Origin of the sequence: Mycobacterium sp. MAA66, from assembly GCF_041261665.1 — a bacterium.
In the GTDB taxonomy this organism is placed as follows: domain Bacteria; phylum Actinomycetota; class Actinomycetes; order Mycobacteriales; family Mycobacteriaceae; genus Mycobacterium.
In genome coordinates, this window is the sequence record NZ_JBGCCC010000002.1 from 925,078 (window position 1) to 950,487 (window position 25,410).

Below are 25,410 nucleotides of genomic sequence, written 5' to 3' on the forward strand. Positions count from 1 at the left end.
TGCTTGCTTAGGTACCCGTCCCCCAGGAAGTGACTGATGACCATCACCACCAAGACAGTCGAACCGGGCATCGTCTCGGTCACCGTGAACTACCCGCCGGTCAACGCCATCCCGTCGGCAGGTTGGTTCGAGCTGGCCGACCAGATCACTGCGGCCGGGCGCGACAAGAGCACCCACGTGGTGATCCTGCGCGCCGAGGGACGTGGCTTCAATGCCGGTGTCGACATCAAGGAAATGCAGAACACCGAGGGCTTCGGCGCGCTGATCGACGCCAACCGCGGCTGCTACGAGGCGTTCCGCGCGGTGTACGAATGCCAGGTCCCGGTCATCGCGGCGGTCAACGGCTTCTGCGTCGGTGGCGGCATCGGCCTGGTCGGCAACTCGGACGTCATCGTGGCTTCCGACGATGCCAAGTTCGGTCTGCCCGAGGTCGAACGTGGCGCCCTGGGCGCGGCGACGCACCTGTCCCGCCTGGTCCCGCAGCACATGATGCGCCGGCTGTTCTTCACCGCCGCCACCGTGCCCGCAACGACGCTGCAGCACTTCGGTTCCGTACACGAGGTCGTGCCGCGCGAAGAGCTCGACGAGGCCGCACTGCGCGTCGCGCGCGACATCGCCAGCAAGGACACCCGCGTTATCCGCGCCGCCAAGGAGGCGCTGAACTTCATCGACGTGCAGCCCGTCAACGCGCGCTACCGCATGGAGCAGGGCTTCACCTTCGAACTGAACCTGTCCGGCGTGTCCGACGAGCACCGCGACGAATTCGCGGGGACCAATAAGGGAGCCAAATAAAAATGATTCGGCGGGCACGAGCGCAGCGAGCGGGGAAGAAATGACCGACAAGACAACAACTCTCGAAGCGGCGGTCGCCGAGATCGAAAGCGGCATGACCATCGGCATCGGCGGCTGGGGTTCCCGCCGCAAGCCGATGGCGTTCATCCGCGCACTGCTGCGCACTGACGTCACCGACCTGACGGTCGTGACCTACGGCGGCCCGGACCTCGGATTGCTGTGTGCCGCAGGCAAGGTCAAGCGCGTCTACTACGGCTTCGTGTCGCTGGACTCGCCGCCGTTCTACGACCCGTGGTTCGCCAAGGCCCGCACCTCCGGCGCGATCGAGGCCCGCGAGATGGATGAGGGCATGCTGCGCTGCGGACTTCAGGCTGCCGCGCAACGCCTTCCGTTCCTGCCGATCCGCGCCGGCCTGGGCAGCGACGTCCGCGCGTTCTGGGGCGACGAGCTCAAGACCGTCAAGTCCCCCTACCCGACCGGTGATGGCTACGAGGAGCTCGTCGCCATGCCGGCGCTGAACCTCGACGCCGCGTTCGTGCACATGAACCTCGGTGATGTGAAGGGCAATGCCGCCTACACCGGCATCGACCCCTACTTCGACGACCTGTTCCTGATGTCGGCCAAGCGCCGGCACCTGTCGGTCGAGAAGATCGTCTCCACCGAAGAACTCGTGAAATCGGTTGTGCCGCAGCAGCAGGTCATCAACCGCATGATGGTCGACACCGTCGTCGAGGCACCTAACGGCGCCCATTTCACCACCAACGAGCCCGACTACCGGCGCGACGAGAAGTTCCAGCGCCACTACGCGGAAGCTGCCGGCTCGGAGGAGACCTGGGCCGAGTTCGTCAAGACCTATCTGTCCGGAACCGAAGCCGATTACCAGGCCGCGGTCCGCAAGTTCGCCGAGGCCCAGAAGGAGGCAGCCAAGTGAGTAACGAGGCGAACGGAGCGACGGGAAATGGTTCAGCAACCCGCGGTGACATCTGCGCCGTCGCCTGTGCCGAATTATTCCGTGACGCAGGCGAAATCATGGCCAGCCCCATGACCACCATCGTCCAGGTGGGTGCCCGGCTGGCCCGGCTGACCTTCTCTCCCGACATCGTGCTGACCGACGGCGAGGCCCGAATTCTGGCCGACACCCCGGCGATCGGCGCGCCCTTCGCCGTCGAGGGCTGGATGCCGTTCAACCGAGTCTTCGAGACGCTGGCGTGGGGCCGTCGCCATGTGGTCATGGGCGCGAATCAGGTTGACCGCTATGGCAACCAGAACCTGTCGGCCTTCGGCCCGCTGCAGCACCCGACCCGGCAGATGTTCGGCGTCCGCGGCGCCCCCGGCAACAGCATCAACCACGCCACCAGCTACTTCGTGGGCAACCACTCCACGCGCGTGTTCACCGAATCGGTCGACATCGTCTCCGGAATCGGTTGGGACAAGGTTGATCCCGAGAACCCCGCGTTCCGGTTCGCCAACGTCTATCGCGTGGTGTCCAACCTGGGTGTGTTCGACTTCAACGGCCCCGAGCACCAGATGCGCGCAGTGTCGCTGCACACGGGCGTCACTGCCGAGCAGGTCGCCGAGAACACCTCCTTCGAGGTGCACGGCCTGGACAGCGCGCAGGAGACTCGCCTGCCCACCGCCGAGGAACTGCAGCTGCTGCGCGAGGTCATCGACCCGAAGTCGTTCCGCGACAAGGAAGTCAAGCTCTGATGAGCAAGCTGAAGACCCCGCTGACCGAACTGGTCGGCATCGAGTACCCGGTCGTGCAGACCGGCATGGGCTGGGTCGCCGGCGCCCGACTGGTCGCGGCCACCTCCAATGCCGGCGGCCTCGGCATCCTGGCGTCAGCCACCATGACGCTCGACGAGCTGCAGACCGCCGTCACCAAGGTCAAGGCGGCCACCGATAAGCCGTTCGGCATCAACATGCGTGCCGACGCCGGCGACGCGGACGCCCGCTGCGACCTCCTGATCCGCGAAGGAGTCAAAGTCGCCTCCTTCGCCCTTGCTCCCAAGCCCGAACTGATCGCCAAGCTGAAAGACGCTGGAGTCGTGGTGATTCCGTCAGTCGGACTGGCCAAGCACGCCAAGAAGGTGGCTAGCTGGGGTGCCGACGCGGTGATCGTGCAGGGCGGTGAAGGCGGTGGCCACACCGGTCCGATCGCCACCACACTGCTGCTGCCGTCGGTGCTGGACGCGGTGAAAGACACCGGTATGCCGGTGATCGCCGCGGGCGGCTTCTTCGACGGCCGTGGCCTGGCCGCGGCGCTGTCCTACGGCGCCGCCGGTGTCGCGATGGGCACGCGCTTTCTGCTGACATCGGACTCGACGGTGCCCGATGCGGTCAAGCAGCGGTACCTGGACGCCGCGCTGGACGGCACCGTGGTGTCGACCCGGGTCGACGGCATGCCGCACCGGGTACTGCGCACAGGTCTGGTGGAAAAGCTCGAAAGCGGTTCCCCAGTAAGGGGTTTCGCTGCCGCCGTCGGCAACGCACAGAAGTTCAAGAAGATGTCCGGGATGAGCTGGGCATCGATGGTCAAGGACGGCCTGGCCATGCGACACGGCAAGGACCTCACCTGGTCACAGGTGGTCATGGCGGCCAACACGCCGATGCTGCTGAAGGCCGGTCTGGTCGAAGGCAACACCGACGCCGGTGTGCTGGCTTCGGGCCAGGTGGCAGGCATCATCGACAGCCTGCCGTCCTGCGCGGAACTGGTGCCGCAGATCGTCGCCGAGGCGATCGAGCACCTGCAGGCCGCCACCAGCTACATCCAGTAGCCACCAGTCTCCCCGCGGGCGGCGATATGCCCTCGGCCGCCCGCGGGTGATACCTCTTCGACAAGTAACCGTAAAACTGCCCCTTTTCGATCGAAAAGGGGCAGTTTTGCGTCTGCTCACGTGTGCTACCGGCCAGTTGTTTCCCTGATACAGCCGACCTCAGATTCTTGGTCGCCTGGGTACATCGTGATCCCGTTCCGGTCTCCGTAGCGTTCTGCCCACGCCAGGGACCTGGTACTTCACAAATCACCCAAAGGGGACATCATGCTCTACCTCCAGATGCTGCTGCTGTTCGTCATCGGCACCTTCCCGGTCCTGATCGCCGCCTGCGGCGGAGTGGTGCGGACGGTCGCGAACCGCCGCCCCGCAGTCGCCTGACCTCTCTGGCACCCGGATACCCGCGAGTTTGTCCGCTCGCTACAGCGAAGCGCCAATTCTTCGTCGCCTGAGCACGTCGTGATGCGTTTTCGGTCTCCGTAACGTACTGACCAGGCCAAAGACCACCGAACTTCACAAATCACCCGAAGGGGACATCATGCTCTACCTCCAGATGCTGCTGCTGTTCGTCATCGGCACCTTCCCGGTCCTGATCGCCGCCTGCGGCGCAGTGGTGCGGACGGTCGCGAGCCGCCGGCCGGCCATCGCCTGATTCCCCTGCCACAAGTCCCCGCGCACTAGCGTCCTTGTCCTTCTGGACAGGGACGCTTCTGCGTGTGGCGGCAATTCGGTCCGATCGTCCTTTGGCCTCTGAACACAGTTGATCCGTCAAATTTCGGCCGCTGGAGATGTCGGCACCGGCGGTCGACCTCCGTAGCGTCATTCGCGAACGCAGCGGCAAGGCCCTTACCAGCTGCGACATCTCCCGACTCAGCCAACGAGGACCTATGACATCGACAACGACGACGCCCATCTCCGCGCCGCCAGCCCCGAACCCGACCTTCATGCGGTACGTGCAGAATCCGGTCTGGAATTTCCTGTGCGACCACTACTTCCGTCTGGAAATCGACGGTTGGCACCGAGTTCCCGACGAGCCGTCGCTGCTGATCGGTATCCACTCCGGCGGCTCGCTGACCATGGATGCCTGGACCCTGGTGCACTCCTGGTACCGGCATTTCGACGGGCAACGGACATTGCACGGCACCGCGCACGACGTGCTGATGGGTGCGCCCGGGCTCGGCGACTACTTCCGGGCCGTCGGGGTGATCCCGGCATCGCGCGACGGTGTCACCAACGCGCTGGCCGCCGGTCACGACGTGGTGGTGTGGCCCGGCGGTGAGCAGGATGCCATGCGCAGCTGGCGCGACCGTGATCAGGCGGTGCTGGCCGGCCGCAAAGGCTTTGTGAAGCAAGCGATCCGGTCCGGTGTGCCGATCGTCCCGGTGGCGACCGTAGGCGGTCACGACACTGTCTTCGTGCTGTCAGAGGGGAAGTTCATCGCCAAGTGGACCGGGCTGGGTAAGCGGCTGCGCGGCGCCAACGCGCCCATCATCGCCGGCTTCCCGTTCCCGCTCGCAGTCGAAATCCTCCCGATGCATCTGCCGCTGCCGGCGAAGATCCGCACCGAATTGCTCGACCCGATCCACGTGGACACCGACCCAGAGCGCGCCGGTGACGCGGCCTATGTCGACAAGATCTACGACGAGGTCCAGTTCGCCATCCAGTCCGGCATGGACCGCCTGGCCAAGCGCCGCAGCTTCCCGGTGCTGGGGTAATCCGATGAGCGACATCCACTATGACGTCGTTGTCATCGGATCGGGCTTCGGCGGGTCCGTCTCGGCACTGCGCCTGACCGAAAAAGGCTATCGGGTGGGCGTTCTGGAAGCCGGCCGACGATTCGAGGACGACGAGTTCGCGAAGACAAACTGGGAAGTGCGCAAGGCGTTCTGGGCACCGAAGCTGGGCTGCACCGGGATTCAGCGGATCCACGTGCTGCCCGATGTGGTGATCCTGGCCGGCGCCGGTGTCGGCGGTGGGTCACTGGTGTATGCGAACACCCTGTACGAGCCGAAATCCGATGCGTTCTATCGTGATCCGCACTGGGCCCACATCACCGACTGGAAGTCCGAGCTGTCCCCGTTCTATCAGCAGGCCAAGCGGATGCTCGGCGTGGTGACCAACCCGACCATGACGCCGTCGGACCGGGTGCTGCTCAAGGTGGCCGATCAGATGGGCGTGAGCAACAGTTTCGGTATGACGCCGGTCGGAGTGTTCTTCGGCGAGCCGGGTGTGCAAGCCGAGGACCCGTTCTTCGGCGGGGCGGGCCCGTGCCGCCGCGGTTGCCTGCAATGCGGCGAGTGCATGACCGGCTGCCGACACAACGCCAAGAACACGTTGATGAAAAACTACCTGTACCTCGCCGAACAGGCCGGGGCACAAGTACATCCACTGACCACCGTCACTACCGTCCGCCCACTGCGTGCCGGCGGGTACGCGGTAGACACCGTGCGCACCGGCGCGTGGCGGGCCAAACGCAGCGCCCGGACGTTCACCGCCGACGAGGTGATCTTCGCCGCGGGCACCTGGGGCACCCAACAGCTGCTGCACCGCATGAAAGCCCAAGCGTCGCTGCCTGGATTGTCCGACCGGCTGGGCGAGCTCACCCGTACCAACTCCGAAGCGCTCTGCACCGCCAGCGTCAAACTCAGCAAGCGAGACGGCGCCGAATTCCAGCGGGGCGTGGCAATCACGTCATCGATCCACCCCGATGACAAGACCCATATCGAACCCGTCCGGTACGGCAAGGGATCCAATGCGATGGCCCTGCTGACCACGGTGATGACCGACGGCGGCGGCCGCGTGCCGCGCTGGCTCAAATGGCTTGGCCAACTGCTGCGCCATCCCGGCCAGGCCGCGTCTTTGTATGTGGGACTGAAGGATTGGTCGCAACGGACGGTGATCGCACTGGTCATGCAGACCGAGGACAACTCACTGACCCTCTTCCCGAAGCGCGGTCGGTTCGGGAAGCTGCGATTGTCGTCGAAGCAGGGCCACGGCACGCCGAACCCGACCTGGATCCCCGCGGCCAACGAAACGGTGCGCCGCGTGGCCGACGAGATCGACGGTGCGCCCTACAGCAGCATCGGCGAGATTCTGGACATCCCGATGACAGCGCACTTCCTCGGCGGCTGTGTCATCGGTGATTCCGCGGCCAGTGGCGTGATCGACCCGTATCACCGGGTATTCGGCTACTCCGGGTTGCACATCCTCGACGGCTCGACGATTTCGGCGAACCTTGGGGTGAACCCGTCACTGACCATCACCGCGCAGGCCGAGCGGGCTACGTCGTTGTGGCCCAACAAAGGTGAGGCCGATGCCCGTCCCCCACTGGGCACCGAATACCGACGACTCGAGCCGATTGCGCCGCGCCACCCGGCAGTGCCGGCCACCGCGCCGGCCGCGCTGCGGCTGACGCCGGTGACCGGCACTCGGAACATCACCTAGGCACTGCCCGGGCTGGCCGAGCCGTCGGCGGTGTAGGATTTCGCCCCGGTGCCGGCCAGCGCGCCACCCTCGACAATCAGGTACTCGTCCCGGATCGGTGTCCTGGCGAAGAAGCTCTCCAGGATCTCGCGGGTTCCGGCGGCGTAGCGGGCCTGTGCCGACAGCGAAGTCCCGGAGATGTGTGGCGTCATCGCCTCGTGTGGCATGGTGCGCCACGGGTGATCGGGGGCCGGGGGCTGCGGGTACCAGACGTCACCGGCATATCCGGCGAGCTGGCCGGACTCCAGCGCTGTCACGATGTCTTCCTGCACGGTGATCTCGGCGCGGGCGGTGTTGACGATGTAGGAGCCGCGGCGCATCGAGTTGATCAGGTTGGCGTCGAACAGGTGGTAGGTCTGCGGGTGCAGCGGGGCGTGGATGTCGACCACGTCCACCGAGCTGACCAGCGACTGGACGTTCGGGTGGTAGGTGAGGCCCAGTTCTTTCTCCAGATCCGCCGGGAGCCGACGGGTGTCGAAGTAGTGCAGGTTCACCTCGAACGGTGCGAGGCGGCGCAGCACGGCCTGGCCGATCCGGCCGGCGGCGATAACACCCACATCGAAGCCTTCGAGGTCGTACGAGCGTTCGGCGCAGTCGGCGATGTTCCAGCCGCCGTCGGTGACCCACTGGTGTGACGGTAGGTAGTTGCGTACCAGCGCCAGAATCTGCATGACGGCGTGCTCGGCGACGCTGATGCTGTTGCAGTAGGTCACCTCGGCGACGGTGATGCCGGCCTTGATGGCGGCATCGAGGTCGACGTGGTCCGAGCCGATACCCGCGGTGAGCGCCAGCTTCAGCCTGGGCGCCTTCGCAATTCGCTCGGCATTCAAATAGGCCGGCCAAAATGGCTGCGAGATAACCACATCCGCGTCATGGAGCTCTCGCTCGAACACCGAATCCGGGCCGTCCTTGTCGGAGGTGACGATCAGCTCGTGGCCCTGGGACTCCAGGTAGCGGCGCAGCCCGAGTTCGCCGGAGACGCAGCCGAGCAGCTGTCCCGGGGTGAAGTCGATGGCCGACGGGGTGGGCAACGTCTGCCCGTCGGGGTATCCCTGCAAGGTCGGGATGGAGTCACGGGCGTAGACCGGCGGATAGCCGGTTACCGGGTCGGGGTACAGCACGCACAAGATCTTGGCCATCGTTACTCCTCATCAATGAACGAGTGGAATTTCGTACAGTTCCAGCCTGTTCCTGGCATCCCCACGACGTCCAAGACGCAATTCCGACCAGCCGATAGGACACGCCGATCACGCTGTGCACCCTGCGCTGATAGACGCGGCCGATCGGCCGCTCGGAAACTCCGCTTTGACCGCAGACCCGGTTGCGCGGCAGCATCGAGCGGTAACCGGCCGACGGGCGGGCCGGTCCGCGTGTCGCATGACTGATGTTGTCGGCCAGATAGTTTGATCGATCGGAGTGACCACATGCGCGCCGCCGACCTGTACGTGCGGGTGCGCACCGCGATGACGCCTCCGCCGGGCGAGCATCGGCCGGCACTGCGCGTGGCCCTGGGGCTGGCTGTCCCCGGCGTGGCGCTGCTGGTGGCCGGGCGTCCCGATCTGATCATCTACGCGGTATTCGGCGCCATCACCGGGATGTACGGCCGGGCCGAGCCCCGGAACCGGCGGCTCGTGCACCAGAGTCAGGCGGCAGCAATCTTGACCCTCGGCGTGACGATCGGTGTCGCACTGGCGAATTCACAACTCATGCCCGCGACGCTGGTCCTCGCTGCGGCGCTCTTCGCGACACTCGGCTCAGTGGCGACGGACTACCTCGCGCTCAAACCCGAGGGGCCCTTCTACGGCGTGTTCGCCCTGGGAGCCGTCGGCACGGTGCCGGCCGGCCAGGTATCGCCATGGTCGGCGATATCGATCTGTGCGGCAACGGCTTTGCTGTCCATCGTGCTCGGCGCCCTGGACGCGCCGCGGGCATCGCAGCCCATAGCCGCGGCAATGCCCAGACACGATGTGCTGATCCACGCGACCCGCTACGCACTTGCCATCGCTGTCGCGGGCACGGCCGGACTGTTCCTCGGGGTCGACCACGCCAACTGGGCAATGGCCGCCGCTGCCGGTCCGTTGGCTGCCGTCGACACCAGCGGTCGCATCCGGCGCGGCATTCATCGCCTAGGTGGCACCTTCATCGGTCTCGGAGTTGCTGCGGCACTGCTCATTCCGCAGCCGAACGCGTATCTGTTGGCCATCGCTGTGATGGCGTTGCTGTTCCCGACAGAGCTGTTCATGGCCCACCATCATGCGGTGGCGTTGGGCTTCTTCACGCCGCTGATCATGCTGATGACCGATCTGACCCGGCCCACCGCACCGCTCGCGCTGTTGACCGATCGCGGCATCGACACGATCATCGGCGTCGGGGCCGCCATTGCCGTCGCGCTACTGATGCCGGGCCGCGCCGAATCAACCGCGTAGCCGGTCCGCGATGGCTTCACGGGGCAGCTCACCCGGACTCGGATGGGTGATGATGATCCGCTCAAAATCCGGTCCACAGGCGTCCACCAAGGTAAGGCCGGTCGTCGAGTCCGTGTGCAGGTAGGTCGCCGGGTCGTATGCCCGCAGGCGCTCGGTCACCTGCTGCAGGTCGAATTCACTGTCGGTCGACCACACCAGATGCTGAACCCCCAACACCCCGAAACCCCGCGACACGAACGGTTCCCTGACCTGCAGATAGATCTGGAAACCTTTGGTGGTCAACAGCAATGCCATATCTTCGGTCTGAACCGTCACCCGGCAGGAGAAGATGTCGCGGTAGAACTCGACGGACCGATTCAGGTCGGTGACGCGCACGACACACGACGCGACGGTCACATTGATCTCGCCCATCAGACGGCCCGCGAAGCAGACAGGGCCACAGTGACTTTGACATTCTTCATGATCGGTTGATCGCTCTGCGTGCTGAAGTCTCCGATGGCACACAAGACGTTCATCTCGGGCATGTACCCGGCCGCGTTGCCGCGGGGGATGCCGTAGGGAACGGCTTTGTACCGGTGCAAGGAACGGACGCTACCGTCGCGCGCGGTGGCGACGATGTCGACGTCATCGAACTCTTTGATGTCGCGGTCCGCCATGTCGTGGGCATTCATGAAGATCAGCGTGCGCAGATTCTTGATGCCACGGTAGCGGTCGTTATCGGAGTAGACGGTGGTGTTCCACTGATCGTGGGAGCGCAGCGTCGCCAGGATCAGGGTGCCGGCGGCGACATTGTCATCGGGCAGCTGGGCCGCTGAGAACTCGGCACGGCCGGACGGGGTCAGGAAGATCAGCTCCCGTGCCGGTTGCTTGATCCGGAAACCCAGAGGCAACCGAACCCGCCGGTTGAAGTCCTCAAAGCCGTTGAGCACCTTGGCCATGGTGTCGCGGATCCGGTCGTAGTCCTCGACGTACCAGCTCCACGGCGTACCGCTGGCGGGCAGCGCGGCCGCCGCGATCCCCGCGATGATCGCCGGCTCGGACAGCAGGTGCGGTGAGGCCGGCTTCTTCATCCCGACCGACAGATGCACCATGCTCATCGAATCTTCGACCGACGTCGACTGAATGCCGGCCTTCTGCTGGTCCTTCTCGGTACGGCCCAGGCAGGGCAGGATCACGGCGCGACGCCCGTGGATCACGTGACTGCGGTTCAGCTTGGTGCTGACCTGCACAGTGAGGTCGCACTTCTGCAGGCCCGCGAACGTGTACGCGGTGTCCGGTGCTGCGCTGGCGAAGTTCCCACCCATTCCGATGAAGACCTTGACCTCACCGCGGTGCATGCCCTCGATGGTGTTGACGGTGTCGAGACCGTGTTCTCGCGGCGGGTCGATGCCGCATACGTCCGCGAGACGGTCGAGGAACGCGGGGGCAGGCCGATGATCGATACCGCAGGTGCGGTTACCCTGCACATTGCTGTGACCGCGCACCGGTGACGGGCCTGCGCCCTCACGACCCAGGTTGCCGCGCAGCAGAAGCAGATTGACGATCTCGCGCACGCTGTCCACGCCGTGTTCGTGCTGGGTGACACCGAGACACCAGCTGATGATGCTGCGGTCGGAATCGCGGTAGATCTTGGCGGCCTTGCGGATATCGCTCTGCCGCACACCGGATTTGTATTCGATCTCGTCCCATGACGTGGCCTCGACGACGGCCCGGTAGGCGTCGAACCCCGCGGTGTAGCGCTCGATGAACTCCGCATCGAGCGCTTTGGGATCTGTCTCGGCCTGTTCCAGAACAATTTTGGCGATCCCGCGAATCAGTGCCATGTCCCCGCCGATGCGGGGCTGCAGGTTCAGCGTGCTCGTCTTGGTGGACTTGAAGGTCGCCATCCGCAGGAAGTCGTGCGGGATGATGGTTTTGGTGGCACCGGCTTCCACCAGCGGGTTGATGTGCACTATCTGCGCGCCGCGGCGGTAGGCCTCGGACAGTGCGGTGAGCATGCGCGGCGCGTTCGATGCGGCGTTGACGCCGATGACGAACAGCGCGTCCGCGGCCTCCCAGTCCTCGAGATCCACGGTGCCCTTGCCGGTACCGAGGGCGGCCTGCATGGCGCGGCCACTGGCCTCGTGGCACATGTTCGAACAGTCGGGCAGATTATTGGTGCCCAGTTCCCGGGCCATCAACTGGTACAGGAACGTGGCCTCGTTACCCAGCCGCCCCGAGGTGTAGTACGACGCCTGATTGGGGTCATCAAGATCGGCGAGTGCGCGGCCGATCAGATCGAAGGCATCTCGCCAGCTGATCGGCCGGTAATGGTCGGACTCGGCGTCGTACACCATCGGCTCGGTGAGCCGGCCCTGATCCTCGAGCGCGAAGTCACTCCACGTCGCAAGTTCCGAAACAGTGTGTTGGGCAAAGAATTCCGGACCGCAGCGCTTGTGCGTCATTTCCCAGGAGACGTGTTTGATGCCGTTCTCGCAGATGTCGAGCTTGAGGCCCTTCATGTCGTCGGGCCAGGCACAGCCCGGGCAGTCGAACCCGCCGTCCTCGTGGTTCATCTTCATGATCGCCCGCGGCCCGCCGATGGGTTCATGCTCGCGGGCCAGGAACTTGGTGACGCTGATGGCCGCTCCCCAGCCCGCGGCGGGGTGATGGTACGGATGAAACTCTGGTTCGCCTTGGCCCTCGGCGTCGGTACGCTGCTCGGTGCTTCGGTCGGTCATTGGTCAAGTCTGCTCGGCCAGTGACGCCTGAGTCCAAGGGCAATTTCCGTGAGGCTGATAGGCGGTGCCTATCACTCGTGGTCGAATAGTTCATGCTGTTCCGTCAGCTCGAATATTTCGTCGCGCTCGCCCGCGAGAAGCACTTCGCCCGCGCCGCCGCGGCCTGTTACGTGTCCCAGCCGGCGCTGTCCGAAGCCATCCGCAAGCTCGAGAACGAACTCAAGGTTCCGCTGGTGCGACGCGGGCAGAGCTTCGAAGGCCTCACCCCTGAAGGCGAACGGCTGGTGCTGTGGGCACGCCGGATCCTCGCCGATCACGAAGCCCTCATCCACGAGGTCACCGCACTGCAGACCGGCCTGACCGGCGAGCTACGACTCGGCGTCATCCCGGCCGCATCGAGTACCGTGGCGCTGCTGACAGATCCGTTCTGTGCCGAACACCCTTTGGTACGAGTGCAATTGGAGAGCAGTCTGCGCTCGGCGACAATCGTGGAACGCATCCGGCGATTCGAGCTCGACGCGGGCATCATCTATCCCGACGGACAAAACACGACCGACCTGCTCGTCACCCCGCTCTACCAGGAGCGGCAGGTGCTCATCGCCGGCGGCGAGTTGCTGACCAGCCACCCCGATCCGATCACCTGGGCCGACGCGCTCGAACTGCCGCTCTGCCTGCTGAACACGGGCATGCGCGGCCGGCAGCTCCTCAATGACGCTCTGGCCGGCCGCGGCCTCACCGCGACACCACGGTTGGAGTCGGATTCGGTGGTGTCACTGCTGGCGCATGTCAGTACCGGGCGGTGGGCCAGCATCGTCCCGCAGACCTGGCTACAGACGTTGCGGCCACCGGTCGGGGTGCGCGTGGTGCCATTGGACGACCCGTCGGTGGCTGCCACGGTCGCGCTGGTCACCGGCGCGACCGAGCCCGGCTCCGTCCTGGCCCGTGCGTTGGTGAAGACCGCGCAAACTGTCCGCGTCGCCGTAGACCCGAGTTAGCGGTACCACTCGGGAAGGTCGCCGGGGACCAGTGCCGTGGTGTCACCCGGTCGAGTCAGGGTCAGCACCGCGCGCACGATCTCGGGACGGGCCTGTAGCGCGTCGGCGACGACGTTGAGCCGCGCGGCAACGTTGGATTCGGCTGCGTCACCGACCAAGTCGACCGCGGCGACCAGATAGATCCGGTCCGCACCGACCCACTCCATGTGCAGATAGCTGACTCGTTCGACGTCATCGTGCTCGAGCAGCGCACGCAGCGCGTTGTTGCGGGCGAGTGGGGTGACCGCTTCACCGGTGAGAAAGTCCATGTTGCGCCCGATGAGAAACAGTGCGACGCAGCCGAGCAGCAGACCGACCAGGATCGAACCGACGGCGTCCCAGACAGCCTTCCCCGTGAGCTGATGGGCCAGGATGCCGCAGGCCGCGATCACCAGGCCGATCAGGGCCGACAGATCCTCGGCGAAGACCGCGCGCAGCATCGGATTCGACGTCACCCGGATGTAGCGCAACGGATGGATCCGTCGCCGCACCGCGCCTGAGCGGGTCTGCGAAAACGCCTGCAGGAACGAGGATCCCTCCAACACGAACGACACCGCCAGCACCGCATAGGCCCAGGCGTATGACGTCACCTCGGCTTCGGCGCGCAGCGACTGGATTCCGTGCCAGATCGACACCACTGCGCCGACGGTGAACAGTCCGAACGCCGCGAACATCGACCAGATGTAGCTTGCCCTGCCGTAGCCGAGTCGGTGTTCGGCGTCGGCCGGCTTGTTCGACTTACGGGTGCCGATCAACAAGAAGACCTCGTTGCCGGTGTCCGCCCAGGAGTGGGCGGACTCGGCCAGCATCGACGCGCTCCCGGTGGCCGCGGCGGCCAGGGACTTGGCGATTGCGATCAGCGCGTTGGCGCCGAGTGCGACGACGACGGTCAGAAAGCTCTCGTCGCGCGAATCGCTCATGCCCTGAAGACTAGGGCTCTGCGCAGATGTCGTCTGGCTGTACCAACCGGACCCGGCCGCGGCGGAGCACTCAGCAGCCACCACCGCGCGGGCCGGGAAGGTTCGGCACCGGCGCTCATGACGGGTGAGGAGCCACCTCGCTCGTCGTCGGCAGCGTGGTGACGATGACGGTGGTCGTGGTGGTCGACGGCGACGTCGAGGCGGGCAACGACGGGCCGACCGGAACTCCCGGGATGATCAGCGTCGAGGTCGAACTCGAGGAAGAGGACGTCGAAGTCGAGACGGTGCCGGATGTGCCCGTCGTACTCCCCGACCCATCGCGTCCGCTCGAACAGGCGCTTGAACCGATGACCGAAACTGCTGCCGCCGCAGCAACGGCGATGGACTTCAACATCCATGCTGAATGCCCGAATATCGGACCGCTAAACAGCCCATCCCCACGAGTAGACGCGAAATCCCCCTAAAACCCGCAAATTAGGGGGATTTCACGTCTACTCGCTGAACAACTACAGGCGCTCGATGATGGTGACGTTGGCGGTACCGCCGCCCTCGCACATGGTCAGCAGGCCGTAGCGGCCGTTGATGCGTTCCAGCTCGTTGAGCAGGGTGGCGAACAGCTTGGCGCCGGTGGCACCGAGCGGGTGGCCCAGCGCGATGCCGCCGCCGTTCGGGTTCACCTTCGCCAGGTCGACGCCCAGCTCCTTGGCCCAGGCTAGCGCGACGGACGCGAACGCCTCGTTGATCTCGATGACGTCGATGTCGTCCATGGTCAGGCCGGTCTTCTCCAGCGCGTACTTGGTCGCCGGGATCGGGCCGGTCAGCATCTTCACCGGGTCGTCACCGCGGCAGCTGATGTGGTGGATGCGGGCCCGCGGCTTGAGGCCGTGAGCCTTGACCGCCGCTTCAGAGGCCAGCAGCGTCGCCGACGCGCCATCAGAAATCTGGCTGGCCAGCGCGGCGGTCAGCCGACCGCCTTCGACCAGCACCTTGAGCGACGCCAGCTTCTCCAGAGTGCTCTCCCGCGGGCCCTCGTCGACCTTGAAGCCGTCGACCGGGACGATCTCGTTGTCGAACCGGCCCTCACGGATCGCAGCGAACGCCCGCTGGTGGCTGTTGTAGGCGAACAGCTCCATGTCCTCGCGGGAGATGTCCCACTGCTCGGCGATCATCTCGGCGCCGCGGAACTGCGAAATCTCTTGGTCGCCATAGCGTTCCACCCAGCGCTTCGACTCGCTGGTCGGCGAGGTGAACCCGAACTGCTCGCCGACGATCATGGCCGAGCTGATCGGGATCTGGCTCATGTTCTGAATGCCGGCGGCCAGGATCAGATCCGCGGTGCCGGACATGATGGCTTGCGCGCCAAAGGAAATGGCCTGCTGCGAGGAACCGCACTGCCGGTCGACGGTGGTGCCGGGAACGCCCTCGTCGTAACCCGCGGCCAGCCAGGTCAGCCGGCCGATGTTGCCGGCCTGCCCACCGATGGCGTCGACACAACCGACGATGACGTCGTCGAACGCAGCGGGGTCGACGTCGTTACGGGCGAAGATGCCGCGGTACGCCTCCACACCGAGATCGATCGGGTGGTAGCCGGCGAGGGCGCCACCCTTCTTGCCGACGGCGGTGCGCACGGCATCGATGACATACGCCTCAGATGCAGCCATTTCTCAACTCCTTTGTTTCAGAAATCTATTTATTCACAATGTTTTTGGCGGGATCGGCGATTCCCCCGAGCACAATGGCCAGGTATTGCTCGCCGACCTCGCGCGCGCTCAACGGTCCGCCTGGCTGATACCAACGAACAGATACCCAGGTGGTGTCGCGGATGAATCGGTAGACCAGATCGAAGTCCAGGTCGGGGCGGAAGACTCCTTGCGCCACACCCTCGTTGAGGATGTCGACCCACATCTTGCGTTGCTCGCGATTGCGCTCATCGACGAAATCGAACTGCGGCAGAATGCCCAGCCGCTTCGCCTCGTCCTGGTAGATGACAACCTGGGCATGCCGGTGCTCAATGGCGTCGAAGGAGGCCATGAAAAGGCCCTTGAGCCGCTCCATCGGATCGGACTCGGTTTCGATGATCTGCCGGTACTTGTCGAACAGCCAGTCAAGGAAATCACGCATGATCTCCTCCACCATTTGTTCCTTCGATTTGAAGTGGTGGTAGAGACTGCCGGAGAGGATTCCCGCGGAGTCTGCGATGTCGCGGACCGTGGTTGCCTTCAGCCCGCGCTCAGCGAACATCGCCGCGGCGAGCTCAAGGAGCTCGTCACGCCTGCTCACGGCCTGAGTGGGCGATTGAGACGCCATCGACACAGCATAGCAACCAAGCGCTTGCTAGGGTAGGTCGGGCCGGTGTTGACTTGGCCACTACATACACAAAGATCGAGTGCTCACCTGGGTCGCGCACGTTGAGGCGATCGCGGCCCTGAGGGCGGGCGAGGTCACGCGCGCGGTTCTCGACCGCGACCGATAGATGGGGTGCGCAAAGCGTCGGGCGCTTCGATTCGAGCCCTATGATTGCGCGCAGCACGATGTGAAATGGATGAGTATCAGGAGATCATGAGCACGACACAGCTTGCCCTGGAGGGTATCCGGGTCATCGACATGACCCGCGTCTTCGCCGGCCCGATCAGCGCGCAGATACTGGGCGACCTCGGCGCTGACGTCATCAAGGTGGAGCGTCCGGGCAGCGGTGACGAAGGGCGCGGTTACGGTCTTGCCTCGGTCGAGGGCAAGGATGGCAAGGACCTTCGCCAGTCCGGCTTCTTCACCGCGTCGAACCGCAACAAGCGGTCGATCACGGTCAACCACTCCAAGCCGGAGGGGCAGGACATCCTGCGTGCCCTAGTCAAGACCGCGGACATCCTAATCGAGAATTACAAGGTCGGCGACCTCAAGCGGTTCGGGCTGGACTACGAGAGCCTGAAGGCGATCAATCCCCGCCTCATCTATTGCTCGATCACCGGCTTTGGCCAGACCGGGCCGATGGCGGCGCGCGCGGGCTACGACGGGTTGTTCCAGGCGAGCGGCGGCATGATGGCCGTGACCGGAATCCCCGAAGGCCAGCCCGGCGCGGGTCCGGTGAAGGCCGGTCCCAGCCTGGTCGATTTCGTGACCGGGCACAACAGCGCCATCGCGATCCTCGCCGCGCTGAACCATCGCAACAGCACGGGCGAGGGCCAGCACATCGACATGGCGCTGCTTGACAGTTCCGTGGCGATGATCTGCCACATCATGCAGGACTATCTGATCAACGGCGTCCAGGCGGAGCGTCTGGGCAATGGCGGCAACGGCGGCGGACCCGCCGACCTCATCCATGCGCGCGACGGCATGACGTACATTACGGCCGGCAGCGACGCCCACTGGCGGCGCATGTCGGAGTTGATGGGCCGGCCCGAGCTCTACGCCGACCCGCGCTTCGACACCAACGCCAAGCGGGCCAAGATCAATCGCGCGGAGTTGATCGACATCATCAACGTGTGGAGCCGGCAGTTCACGACGGAGGAGCTTCAGGCGAAGTTCGACAGCGTGGGCATCCCGGCCGCGCGCTATAACGATCTAGCGGAGGTCTGGGATGATCCGCAGGTGCAGCACCGGGGCCTGCGCGCCACGACTCCGCACATGTGGGCCGCCGCCGGATCGGTCGACCTGATCGGCAGCCCGCTGGCGGGCATGGGCGCGACGCCTGCGACGATCCGCCGCCCGCCGCCGCTGATCGGCGAGCACAGCGCAGAGATACTGGGCGAACTGGGCTATGACGCGGCGCGGATCGCGAGCTTGCAAGAGCAGGCGATCATCTGATCGAGAGGGTCCGCCACCAGGTCAGGCTCGCGAGATCGCGAGCCAGCCACACATGAAAATGCCCGCCTAATTGCGACAACGCTGTCGCAATTAGGCGGGCAAGTGCATATATCCGAACCTCGCGGCCGGATGAAAACTACGCCCGCTGGCTCGACACCGAAATGATCTCACCGGTCAGGTAACTGGAGTAGTCACTGGCCAAATACGCGATGGTGGTGGCGATTTCCCACGGCTCGGCGGCACGGCCGAATGCCTCGTCGGAGGACAGCCGGTCCAGCAGCGCGGCATCGGCCGACTTCTCCAGGAACTTGTGCCGCGCGATGCTCGGGGACACCGCGTTGATCCGCACCCCGTACTCGACGGCTTCGATTGCGCTGCAACGGGTCAGGGCCATCACCCCGGCCTTGGCGGCGGCGTAGTGCGACTGCGAGTGCTGGGCGCGCCAGCCCAGGACACTGGCGTTGTTGACGATCACACCACCGTGCTCAGCACCGCGGAAGTACCGCAGCGCCGCCCGGGTCGCGCGCATCACCGAGTTCAGCGTGACGTTCAGGACACGGTCCCACTCATCGTCGGTCATATCGACCAACGGGGTCTCGCCACCGAGGCCGGCGTTGTTCACCAAAACGTCCAAGCGGCCCATCTTTTCGACGGCCGAGGTGATCAGGGCGTCGACCGCGGAAGTCGAGGTGACGTCGCAGACCACGGCCTCGACGCGGCCCAAGCTGAGCTCGGCCAGCTGATCGCGGGTCTCGTTCAGGCGCCGCTCGTGGTAGTCGGACACCACGACGTCGGCGCCCTCCATCAGCGCCCGACGGGCGGTGGACGAGCCGATGCCGGTGCCGGCTGCGGCGGTGACCAGGACGACCTTGCCCTTCAGCAGGCCGTGGCCCTCAACCTCGGTGGGAGCAACTGAAAGATCCATCAGCCCTTGGCCTCTCGGGGTAGGCCGAGCACGCGCTCGGCGATGATGTTGCGCTGAATTTCGTTCGAACCGCCGTAGATGGTGTCCGAACGCGAGAACAGGAACAGCCGCTGCCACTCGTCGAACTCGCCGCCGGGCAGCGTCAGCCCCGCCATGCCCTGAACCTCCATGGCGATCTCGCCGAGTTCACGATGCCAGTTGGCCCACAACAGCTTTGACACGTTGTCCTGGCCGGGCTGCTCGACGTCCATCGTCGCCATGGCGTAGGACCGCATGGCCTGCAGGCCGGTCCAGGACTCGGTCAGCTTGTGCCGGATCAGCGGATCGTCGAGGGCTCCGCTGCGCTTGGCCACGTCGATCAGGCCTTCAAGCTCACGCTTGTAGCGGATCTGCTGGCCCAGCGTGGAGACGCCGCGCTCGAAGGTCAGGGTGGCCATCGCCACGCCCCAGCCCTGCCCGGGCTCACCGACGACCAGCGACGCCTCGGTGCGGGCGTCGTCGAAGAACACCTCGTTGAACTCGGAGTCGCCGGTCAGCTGGACGATCGGACGGATTTCGACGCCCGGCTGGTCCAGCGGCACCAACAAGTAGGAAAGGCCATGGTGACGCTTGGAGCCCTTTTCGCTGCGGGCCACCACGAAGCACCACTGCGCCCAGTGCGCCAGCGAGGTCCACACCTTCTGGCCGTTGATCACCCATTCGTCGCCGACCAGCTCAGCCGACGTCGAGACGTTGGCCAGGTCGCTACCTGCGCCGGGCTCCGAGTAGCCCTGGGCCCACAGCTCGGTGACGTTCAGGATGTTCGGCAGGAAGCGCTTCTTCTGCTCTTCGGTGCCGTACGCGATGAGCGTCGGCCCCAGCAGTTCCTCACCGAGGTGGTTGACCTTGTCCGGAGCGTCCGCCTTGGCGTACTCCTCATAGAAGGCGACGCGGTGCGCGACCGACAGGCCACGGCCGCCATGCTCCTCCGGCCAACCCAGGCAGGTCAGCCCTGCCGCAGCCAGATGCTGGTTCCACGCGCGTCGTTCCTCGTACGCCTCGTGCTCACGGCCGGGGCCACCCAGGCCCTTGAGAGCTGCGAATTCACCGACGAGATTGTCTGCGAGCCATTGCCGGACCTCAGCCCGGAACGTCTGGACCTCTATCACCCCTGTAGGCTAACCTACCAAGCACTTGCTTTGTTAGAGGGAGTTCCGATGAGTGGGTCCGACGGCACCCAGCAGCCCGGTCGGCAGACCCCACCGCAGACCTACACCAAAGAACATCTGGCGAACTTCAAGACCCCGCGATCGGTGCCGTTCCTGGACGCCCCGCCGCGCAACCCTGGAGGAAAAGTGGTCAAACCTTCGCTTCGAGAGATGAGATGAGTCGATAGATGGACCTGACATTCGACGACGAGACAGAAGAATTCCGGGCCGAGGTCCGCGACTTCTTGGCGGCCAACAAGGACAAGTTCCCTACCAAGTCCTACGACATCCGCGAAGGCTTCGAGCAGCACCGGGTTTGGGACAAGGTGCTGTTCGACGCCGGCCTGTCGGTCATCGCGTGGCCCAAGGAGTACGGCGGCCGCGACGCCACCATGCTGCAGTGGGTGGTGTACGAGGAGGAGTACTTCAAGTCCGGCGCACCGGGCCGGGCCTCCGCCAACGGGACCGCGATGCTGGCCCCGACACTGTTCGCCCACGGCACGCCGGAGCAGATGCAGCGCGTGCTGCCGAAAATGGCCTCCGGCGAAGAGATCTGGGCCCAGGCCTGGTCCGAGCCTGAGTCCGGCAGCGACCTGGCCTCGCTGCGCTCGACCGCGACCAAGGTCGAGGGCGGTTGGAAGCTCAACGGCCAGAAGATCTGGAGCTCGCGCGCCCCGTTCGGCGAGCGCGGCTTCGGCCTGTTCCGCTCCGACCCGGAAGCCCAGCGGCACAAGGGCCTGACCTACTTCATGTTCGATCTGAAGGCCGAGGGCATCACGGTCCGCCCCATCGCCCAGCTGGGCGGCGAGACCGGTTTCGGTGAGATCTTCCTCGACGACGTGTTCGTCCCCGACGAGGACGTCATCGGCCAGGTGCACAACGGCTGGACTGCCGCCATGAGCACCTCCAGCAACGAGCGCGGCATGTCGCTGCGCAGCCCGGCCCGCTTCGTCGCCCCGGCAGAACGCCTTGTCGCGCAATGGAAGGTCGACCAGAACCCGGCCTACGCCGAGCGCGTCGCCGATGCCTGGATCAAGGCCCAGGCCTACCGCCTGCACACCTTCGGCACCGTCACGCGGCTGGCCAACGGCGGCGAACTGGGCGCCGAGTCCTCGGTGACCAAGGTGTTCTGGTCCGACCTTGACGTCGCCCTGCACCAGACCGCGCTGGACCTGCGCGGCGCCGACGCCGAGCTGTACGACCACTGGACCGAAGGATTGCTGTTCGCCCTGGGCGGCCCGATCTACGCCGGTACCAACGAAATTCAGCGCAACATCATCGCCGAGCGCCTGCTGGGCCTGCCCCGCAAATAAGAGAGATTCTTGACGTGTTCTTTGAATTGGACGATTCGCAGCGCGATTTCGCTGCGAGCATCGATGCCGCGTTGGGTGCCGCCGATGTCCCCGCCGCGGTGCGCGCATGGGGTGGGGTCGAAAAGGCGGCCGACGCCGCGCCCGGCCGCAAGGTCTGGTCCACCCTGGCCGACCTGGGCGTCACCGCACTGAACGTGCCGGAAGAATTCGACGGCATCGGCGCACACCCGGTGGATCTGGTTGTCGCCCTTGAGCGTCTGGGCTACTGGGCCGTGCCCGGTCCGGTCACCGAATCCATCGCCGTGGCACCGGTACTGCTGGCGGCAGACGCGCGTTCGGAGGGACTGGCCTCGGGCGAGCTCATCGCCACCGTGGCCCAGCCGCCGCTGACCCCGCGGGCCGTCGACGCCGACACCGCCGGGCTGATCCTGCTGGCCGGTGACGGGCAGGTGCAGGACGCCACCATCGGCACTGAGCACCAATCGGTCGACCCGGCCCGTCACCTGTTCGACGTGACCGCCACCGGTGCGGCCCAATCCGCCGATACCGCAAAGGCTTTCGAATTCGGTGCGCTGGCCACCGCCGCACAGCTGGTCGGCGCCGGCCAGGCGATGCTCGACATGGCTGTCGAGTACGCCAAGCAGCGCACCCAGTTCGGCACGGTGATCGGTTCGTACCAGGCGATCAAACACAAGCTGGCCGACGTGCACATCGCCGTCGAGCTGGCCCGTCCGCTGGTCTACGGCGCCGCCCTGGCACTGGCCGACGGCTCGCCGACGCTGGCCCGCGACGTCAGCGCCGCAAAGGTGGCCGCCAACGAGGCCGCGCTGCTGGCCGCTCGCTCGTCGCTGCAGACCCACGGCGCCATCGGTTTCACGCAGGAACACGACCTGTCCCTGCTGCTGCTGCGCACCCAGGCGCTGCGCTCGGCGTGGGGCGATTCGACGTGGCACCGGACCCGCGTGCTGGAAGGACTGTGATTGTGAGCGAAGAACGGGAGATGCTGCGCGCCACCGTCGCGGCACTGGTCGACAAGCACGCCGGCCCCGAGGCAGTGCGGGCCGCCATCGAGTCCGAGCACGGCTACGACACGAACCTGTGGCAGCTGCTGTGCGAACAGGTCGGCGCCGCGGCGCTGATCGTGCCCGACGAACTGGGCGGAGCCGGCGGTGAATTAGCCGATGCCGCAGTGGTTCTGGAAGAGCTGGCCAAAAATCTGGTGCCAACGCCGCTGTTCGGCACCACCCTGGCAGAAGTAGCCCTGCTGGCCGTCGGCAACCACGAGCCGCTCGAAGGCCTGGCCGAGGGCACATCCATCGGCACAGTTGTTTTCGATGCGGGCTACGCCCTCAACGGCGACATCGCCGACGTGGTGATCGCCGCCCAGGACGGCCAGCTGAGCCGCTGGACGGATGTCACCTCGACGCCGGCCACCACGATGGACCCCACCCGTCGACTGGCCGCCGTCACTGCGGGCGCCACCGAAAACCTCGGTGCCGACCCCGGATTGGCCGACACCGCGGCAATCCTGATGGCCGTCGAGCAGGTCGGCGCGGCCAGCCGCTGCCTGGACCTGACCGTGGCCTACACCAAGGACCGGGTGCAGTTCGGCCGGCCGATCGGCAGCTTCCAAGCGCTCAAGCACCGGATGTCCGATCTATACGTGAAGGTCTCCGCCGCGCGCTCGATCGTCAACGACGCCATCGCCGATCCGACTCCCACGAACGCTTCACTGGCCCGCTTCATCGCCACCGAGGCGTTCAATGCCGTTGCCGCCGAGGCAATCCAGATGCATGGCGGTATCGCCATCACCTGGGAAAGCGACATCCAGTTCTACTTCAAGCGGGCGCACGGCAGCGCCCAGCTGCTCGGGCCGGCGCGGGAGCACCTGCGCCGCCTCGAAGCCGAAGTGCTCTGAGAATGGTTGCGCTGCGGGCGGGCATCCCACCGTTCTATGTGATGGACGTGTGGCTGGCCGCGGCGCAGCGGCAACGCACCCACGGTGACCTGGTGAACCTGTCGGCGGGCCAGCCTGCCGCGCAGGCACCGGCACCGATCCGGGCCGCCGCGGCTCAAGCGCTGGCCAACGACAACCTTGGATACACCGTCGCCCTGGGCATTCCGGAACTACGCGAGGCGATAGCCGCGTCGTACCTGGACCGCTACGGCATCGAGGTGGAACCTGACGCGGTCGTCGTGACCACCGGTTCGACCGGCGGATTCCTGTTGACATTCCTGTCCTGCTTCGATGCCGGCGATCGGGTCGCAGTGGTCAGCCCCGGGTACCCCTGCTACCGAAACATCTTGTCTGCCTTGGGCTGCGAGGTTGTCGAGGTGCCCTGCGGGCCGGAAACCCGTTTTCACCCAACTATTTCCATGCTGGAGCAACTGGACCCACCGATAAAGGGTCTGATCATCGCCAGCCCGAACAATCCGACCGGCACGGTACTGCCGGCCGAGGACCTGGCCGCGATTGTCACGTGGTGTGACGCCAACGACGTACAGCTGGTCAGCGACGAGCTGTACCACGGCTTGGTCTATGAAGGCGCACCGGCGACCAGCTGCGCCTGGGAGAGCTCACGCAACGCCATCGTGGTGAACAGCTTCTCCAAGTACTTCGCGATGACCGGCTGGCGACTGGGCTGGCTGCTGGTACCCGAGCCGCTGCGCCGCGCGGTGGACCGCCTGACCGGGAACTTCTCCATCTGCCCGCCCACGCTGCCCCAGTACGCGGCCGTCGCGGCATTCACAGCCGAATCGATCGCCGAAGCCGATGGTTTGGTCGAGCACTACGCGGTGAACCGGGCACTGCTGCTGGAGGGGCTCGCGCAGATCGGGCTGCACAAACTGGCGCCGGCCGACGGCGCGTTCTACGTGTACGCCGACATCTCCGACTACTCCACCGACTCGCTGGCATTCTGCGAGAAACTGCTCGCCGACACCGGTCTGGCCGTTGCCCCGGGTGTGGATTTCGACACACAGTACGGAGAATCATTCGTCCGGCTGTCGTTCGCCGGCCCACGGTCCGACATAGAGGAAGCACTGCGCAGGCTGGGTCCCTGGCTGGCAAGGTTCTCCGGCTGACGGCCGTCAACACCCGCACGGTCCACCCTCGCCGCTGCAACCGCATGCCGGTTTTGCCATTCGACCAGGTACGGTCCCCATAACCAAGCGCCCTCGGCCGGTCGCCGAGAGTGCCACACGAGAGGGATCGAGCGACGATGTCGCAGGAGATATCGAACACCGGAGAACCGGATGTGACCGATGATGCGCCGGTCAACCGCGAACCGCGTGAGCGTCGTGGGTTCAGGCTGAGCACCCCGATCGGTGACTTCGCCATCGCCGTCAGCACGCCGAAGCGCCGTCCGGCGATCCCCAAGCGATTCGATCCGTTCGGCGTCGCCGATCGCGCCCTTGGTGCGGCTACGGCGGGGCTCAAGCTGGCGTTGTGGAGCGGTGAGCAGTTGGCGGCCCTCGGCAAGACCAGCCTGGTCGCGTTGGAGAACGCCACTCCCCGCGAGTTGGCCCCCAGCACGCCAGAGCCCCCGGTGCAGGAAACGCTCAACACCAAGCTGGGCAAGCTGCTCGACAAAGCACTGGATCAGAGCACCGCCGAAAGCCAGAACGAGTTCTATCATCGGCTGCTCGATCAGCTGGTCGCCGACGAAGCGCGGATCGTCGGCGCGCTGTCCGACGGCGGATCCTCACCGCTGGTGAACGTGTACACCCGTCGGGGCCAGCTGGTGCTGACCAACGCCTGCCTGGTGGGCCGTACCGCCAACGTGGCCCTGCCGAAGATGGTCCCGCAATACGTCGGGCACCTACTGGACCTCGGGCTGGTCGAAACCGGTCCAGAGGATCCCACCCAGGACGTCGACTACGAAATCCTCACGGCCGAGCCGATCGTGCTGGACGCGACCAAACGCGCGACCCGTGGACCGTTGCCGGCCCGGGTGGAGAAGCTGACCTTGAGCCTGTCCGACCTGGGTCGCGGATTGTGGGCCGCCGCGATCGCGCAGGAAGAGTCCTAGCGGG

General features: G+C 65.6%; 23 protein-coding genes and 1 pseudogene. 16 read left to right on the plus strand and 8 right to left on the minus strand.

The annotated features are described in order from the left end of the window. The first annotated feature begins 36 nt into the window (after positions 1-36). From echA20 to ABIA30_RS11050, 6 genes are all read left to right on the plus strand, one after another. Complete coding sequence (echA20, locus tag ABIA30_RS11025; protein WP_370065011.1) at positions 37-792, plus strand: (7aS)-7a-methyl-1,5-dioxo-2,3,5,6,7,7a-hexahydro-1H-indene-carboxyl-CoA hydrolase; 756 nt, start codon at positions 37-39, stop codon at positions 790-792. A gap of 40 nt (positions 793-832) precedes the next feature. Beyond that, positions 833-1,723 carry a cholesterol ring-cleaving hydrolase subunit IpdA gene (ipdA, locus tag ABIA30_RS11030; RefSeq protein ID WP_370065013.1) on the plus strand — a complete coding sequence of 297 codons (891 nt, stop codon included), beginning with the start codon at positions 833-835 and terminating at the stop codon, positions 1,721-1,723. Further along, the gene (ipdB, locus tag ABIA30_RS11035; protein WP_370065015.1) at positions 1,720-2,499 is read left to right on the plus strand and encodes a cholesterol ring-cleaving hydrolase subunit IpdB; all 780 of its coding nucleotides are present in this window, start codon (positions 1,720-1,722) and stop codon (positions 2,497-2,499) included. The genes ipdA and ipdB overlap by 4 nt, the downstream gene beginning before the upstream one ends. Further along, positions 2,499-3,569: an NAD(P)H-dependent flavin oxidoreductase gene (locus ABIA30_RS11040; protein ID WP_370065017.1), complete on the plus strand. Its 1,071-nt coding sequence runs from the start codon at positions 2,499-2,501 to the stop codon at positions 3,567-3,569. Before ipdB ends, ABIA30_RS11040 begins: the two co-directional genes overlap by 1 nt. A gap of 884 nt (positions 3,570-4,453) precedes the next feature. Then, the gene (locus ABIA30_RS11045) at positions 4,454-5,281 is read left to right on the plus strand and encodes a lysophospholipid acyltransferase family protein (protein ID WP_370065019.1); all 828 of its coding nucleotides are present in this window, start codon (positions 4,454-4,456) and stop codon (positions 5,279-5,281) included. A gap of 4 nt (positions 5,282-5,285) precedes the next feature. Then, entirely contained in the window at positions 5,286-7,010 is a 1,725-nt protein-coding gene (locus ABIA30_RS11050; RefSeq protein ID WP_370065021.1) for a GMC oxidoreductase, read from the plus strand. Here the strand turns inward: ABIA30_RS11050 and ABIA30_RS11055 are convergent. Next, a complete protein-coding gene (locus tag ABIA30_RS11055) occupies positions 7,007-8,188 on the minus strand; it encodes an NAD-dependent formate dehydrogenase (RefSeq protein ID WP_370065023.1) in 1,182 nt (393 codons plus the stop codon). The genes ABIA30_RS11050 and ABIA30_RS11055 overlap by 4 nt on opposite strands. A gap of 285 nt (positions 8,189-8,473) precedes the next feature. Here ABIA30_RS11055 and ABIA30_RS11060 point away from each other — a divergent pair, with 285 nt between their 5' ends. Continuing rightward, positions 8,474-9,475: an FUSC family protein gene (locus tag ABIA30_RS11060; protein ID WP_370065025.1), complete on the plus strand. Its 1,002-nt coding sequence runs from the start codon at positions 8,474-8,476 to the stop codon at positions 9,473-9,475. Here the strand turns inward: ABIA30_RS11060 and ABIA30_RS11065 are convergent. Both ABIA30_RS11065 and ABIA30_RS11070 read right to left on the minus strand, forming a co-directional pair. Beyond that, positions 9,464-9,886 carry a VOC family protein gene (locus tag ABIA30_RS11065; protein ID WP_370065027.1) on the minus strand — a complete coding sequence of 141 codons (423 nt, stop codon included), beginning with the start codon at positions 9,884-9,886 and terminating at the stop codon, positions 9,464-9,466. The genes ABIA30_RS11060 and ABIA30_RS11065 overlap by 12 nt on opposite strands. After that, positions 9,886-12,195, minus strand: coding sequence for an FdhF/YdeP family oxidoreductase (locus tag ABIA30_RS11070; RefSeq protein ID WP_370065029.1), 2,310 nt, complete (start codon positions 12,193-12,195; stop codon positions 9,886-9,888). Before ABIA30_RS11070 ends, ABIA30_RS11065 begins: the two co-directional genes overlap by 1 nt. 92 nt (positions 12,196-12,287) lie before the next feature. Here ABIA30_RS11070 and ABIA30_RS11075 point away from each other — a divergent pair, with 92 nt between their 5' ends. Further along, a complete protein-coding gene (locus tag ABIA30_RS11075; protein ID WP_370065031.1) occupies positions 12,288-13,190 on the plus strand; it encodes a LysR family transcriptional regulator in 903 nt (300 codons plus the stop codon). Here ABIA30_RS11075 and ABIA30_RS11080 read toward each other — a convergent pair. After that, positions 13,187-14,149, minus strand: coding sequence for a cation diffusion facilitator family transporter (locus ABIA30_RS11080; RefSeq protein WP_370065033.1), 963 nt, complete (start codon positions 14,147-14,149; stop codon positions 13,187-13,189). The genes ABIA30_RS11075 and ABIA30_RS11080 overlap by 4 nt on opposite strands. A gap of 164 nt (positions 14,150-14,313) precedes the next feature. Here ABIA30_RS11080 and ABIA30_RS11085 point away from each other — a divergent pair, with 164 nt between their 5' ends. Beyond that, complete coding sequence (locus ABIA30_RS11085) at positions 14,314-14,613, plus strand: hypothetical protein (RefSeq protein ID WP_370065035.1); 300 nt, start codon at positions 14,314-14,316, stop codon at positions 14,611-14,613. Positions 14,614-14,655: 42 nt separating this feature from the next. On the opposite strand, the gene ABIA30_RS11090 is transcribed toward ABIA30_RS11085, so the two are convergent. Continuing rightward, positions 14,656-15,810, minus strand: coding sequence for an acetyl-CoA C-acetyltransferase (locus tag ABIA30_RS11090; RefSeq protein WP_370065037.1), 1,155 nt, complete (start codon positions 15,808-15,810; stop codon positions 14,656-14,658). A gap of 25 nt (positions 15,811-15,835) precedes the next feature. Then, on the minus strand, positions 15,836-16,456 hold the full coding sequence (locus ABIA30_RS11095; RefSeq protein ID WP_370065523.1) for a TetR/AcrR family transcriptional regulator: 621 nt from the start codon (positions 16,454-16,456) through the stop codon (positions 15,836-15,838). Between the two features lie 231 nt (positions 16,457-16,687). Between ABIA30_RS11095 and ABIA30_RS11100 the strand changes: the two genes are divergently transcribed. Continuing rightward, the gene (locus ABIA30_RS11100) at positions 16,688-17,950 is read left to right on the plus strand and encodes a CaiB/BaiF CoA-transferase family protein (protein WP_238396415.1); all 1,263 of its coding nucleotides are present in this window, start codon (positions 16,688-16,690) and stop codon (positions 17,948-17,950) included. A 136-nt stretch (positions 17,951-18,086) separates the two neighbouring features. Here the strand turns inward: ABIA30_RS11100 and ipdF are convergent, their stop codons facing one another. Further along, the gene (gene ipdF / locus ABIA30_RS11105) at positions 18,087-18,875 is read right to left on the minus strand and encodes a (5R,7aS)-5-hydroxy-7a-methyl-1-oxo-2,3,5,6,7,7a-hexahydro-1H-indene-carboxyl-CoA reductase (RefSeq protein WP_370065039.1); all 789 of its coding nucleotides are present in this window, start codon (positions 18,873-18,875) and stop codon (positions 18,087-18,089) included. Next, positions 18,875-20,023 carry an acyl-CoA dehydrogenase IpdE1 gene (gene ipdE1 / locus ABIA30_RS11110; RefSeq protein ID WP_370065041.1) on the minus strand — a complete coding sequence of 383 codons (1,149 nt, stop codon included), beginning with the start codon at positions 20,021-20,023 and terminating at the stop codon, positions 18,875-18,877. The genes ipdF and ipdE1 overlap by 1 nt, the downstream gene beginning before the upstream one ends. A gap of 102 nt (positions 20,024-20,125) precedes the next feature. Here ipdE1 and ABIA30_RS11115 point away from each other — a divergent pair. From ABIA30_RS11115 to ABIA30_RS11140, 6 genes and pseudogenes are all read left to right on the plus strand, one after another. Beyond that, positions 20,126-20,242: pseudogene (locus ABIA30_RS11115) on the plus strand (hypothetical protein); the annotation flags it as partial. A gap of 8 nt (positions 20,243-20,250) precedes the next feature. Then, positions 20,251-21,375 carry an acyl-CoA dehydrogenase family protein gene (locus ABIA30_RS11120; RefSeq protein WP_370065043.1) on the plus strand — a complete coding sequence of 375 codons (1,125 nt, stop codon included), beginning with the start codon at positions 20,251-20,253 and terminating at the stop codon, positions 21,373-21,375. A 14-nt stretch (positions 21,376-21,389) separates the two neighbouring features. Beyond that, a complete protein-coding gene (locus ABIA30_RS11125; protein WP_370065044.1) occupies positions 21,390-22,355 on the plus strand; it encodes an acyl-CoA dehydrogenase family protein in 966 nt (321 codons plus the stop codon). 2 nt (positions 22,356-22,357) lie between these two features. Beyond that, a complete protein-coding gene (locus tag ABIA30_RS11130) occupies positions 22,358-23,293 on the plus strand; it encodes an acyl-CoA dehydrogenase family protein (RefSeq protein WP_370065045.1) in 936 nt (311 codons plus the stop codon). Positions 23,294-23,295: 2 nt separating this feature from the next. After that, positions 23,296-24,459 (plus strand): pyridoxal phosphate-dependent aminotransferase, encoded by a 1,164-nt coding sequence (locus ABIA30_RS11135; RefSeq protein WP_370065046.1) that lies wholly within the window; start codon positions 23,296-23,298, stop codon positions 24,457-24,459. 137 nt (positions 24,460-24,596) lie between these two features. Then, positions 24,597-25,406, plus strand: a complete 810-nt coding sequence (locus ABIA30_RS11140; protein ID WP_370065047.1) for an Abi-alpha family protein — start codon at positions 24,597-24,599, stop codon at positions 25,404-25,406. Positions 25,407-25,410: the final 4 nt, after the last annotated feature.

Bases quoted from the DNA above. Each gene is read 5' to 3' on its own strand.
- echA20 (WP_370065011.1), top strand. From the start codon at position 37: ATGACCATCACCACCAAGACAGTCGAACCGGGCATCGTCTCGGTCACC.
- ipdA (WP_370065013.1), top strand. From the start codon at position 833: ATGACCGACAAGACAACAACTCTCGAAGCGGCGGTCGCCGAGATCGAA.
- ABIA30_RS11040 (WP_370065017.1), top strand. From the start codon at position 2,499: ATGAGCAAGCTGAAGACCCCGCTGACCGAACTGGTCGGCATCGAGTAC.
- ABIA30_RS11045 (WP_370065019.1), top strand. From the start codon at position 4,454: ATGACATCGACAACGACGACGCCCATCTCCGCGCCGCCAGCCCCGAAC.
- ABIA30_RS11050 (WP_370065021.1), top strand. From the start codon at position 5,286: ATGAGCGACATCCACTATGACGTCGTTGTCATCGGATCGGGCTTCGGC.
- ABIA30_RS11055 (WP_370065023.1), bottom strand. From the start codon at position 8,188: ATGGCCAAGATCTTGTGCGTGCTGTACCCCGACCCGGTAACCGGCTAT.
- ABIA30_RS11060 (WP_370065025.1), top strand. From the start codon at position 8,474: ATGCGCGCCGCCGACCTGTACGTGCGGGTGCGCACCGCGATGACGCCT.
- ABIA30_RS11065 (WP_370065027.1), bottom strand. From the start codon at position 9,886: ATGGGCGAGATCAATGTGACCGTCGCGTCGTGTGTCGTGCGCGTCACC.
- ABIA30_RS11070 (WP_370065029.1), bottom strand. From the start codon at position 12,195: ATGACCGACCGAAGCACCGAGCAGCGTACCGACGCCGAGGGCCAAGGC.
- ABIA30_RS11075 (WP_370065031.1), top strand. From the start codon at position 12,288: ATGCTGTTCCGTCAGCTCGAATATTTCGTCGCGCTCGCCCGCGAGAAG.
- ABIA30_RS11080 (WP_370065033.1), bottom strand. From the start codon at position 14,149: ATGAGCGATTCGCGCGACGAGAGCTTTCTGACCGTCGTCGTCGCACTC.
- ABIA30_RS11085 (WP_370065035.1), top strand. From the start codon at position 14,314: ATGACGGTGGTCGTGGTGGTCGACGGCGACGTCGAGGCGGGCAACGAC.
- ABIA30_RS11090 (WP_370065037.1), bottom strand. From the start codon at position 15,810: ATGGCTGCATCTGAGGCGTATGTCATCGATGCCGTGCGCACCGCCGTC.
- ABIA30_RS11095 (WP_370065523.1), bottom strand. From the start codon at position 16,456: ATGGCGTCTCAATCGCCCACTCAGGCCGTGAGCAGGCGTGACGAGCTC.
- ABIA30_RS11100 (WP_238396415.1), top strand. From the start codon at position 16,688: ATGGATGAGTATCAGGAGATCATGAGCACGACACAGCTTGCCCTGGAG.
- ipdF (WP_370065039.1), bottom strand. From the start codon at position 18,875: ATGGATCTTTCAGTTGCTCCCACCGAGGTTGAGGGCCACGGCCTGCTG.
- ABIA30_RS11120 (WP_370065043.1), top strand. From the start codon at position 20,251: ATGGACCTGACATTCGACGACGAGACAGAAGAATTCCGGGCCGAGGTC.
- ABIA30_RS11135 (WP_370065046.1), top strand. From the start codon at position 23,296: ATGGTTGCGCTGCGGGCGGGCATCCCACCGTTCTATGTGATGGACGTG.
- ABIA30_RS11140 (WP_370065047.1), top strand. From the start codon at position 24,597: ATGTCGCAGGAGATATCGAACACCGGAGAACCGGATGTGACCGATGAT.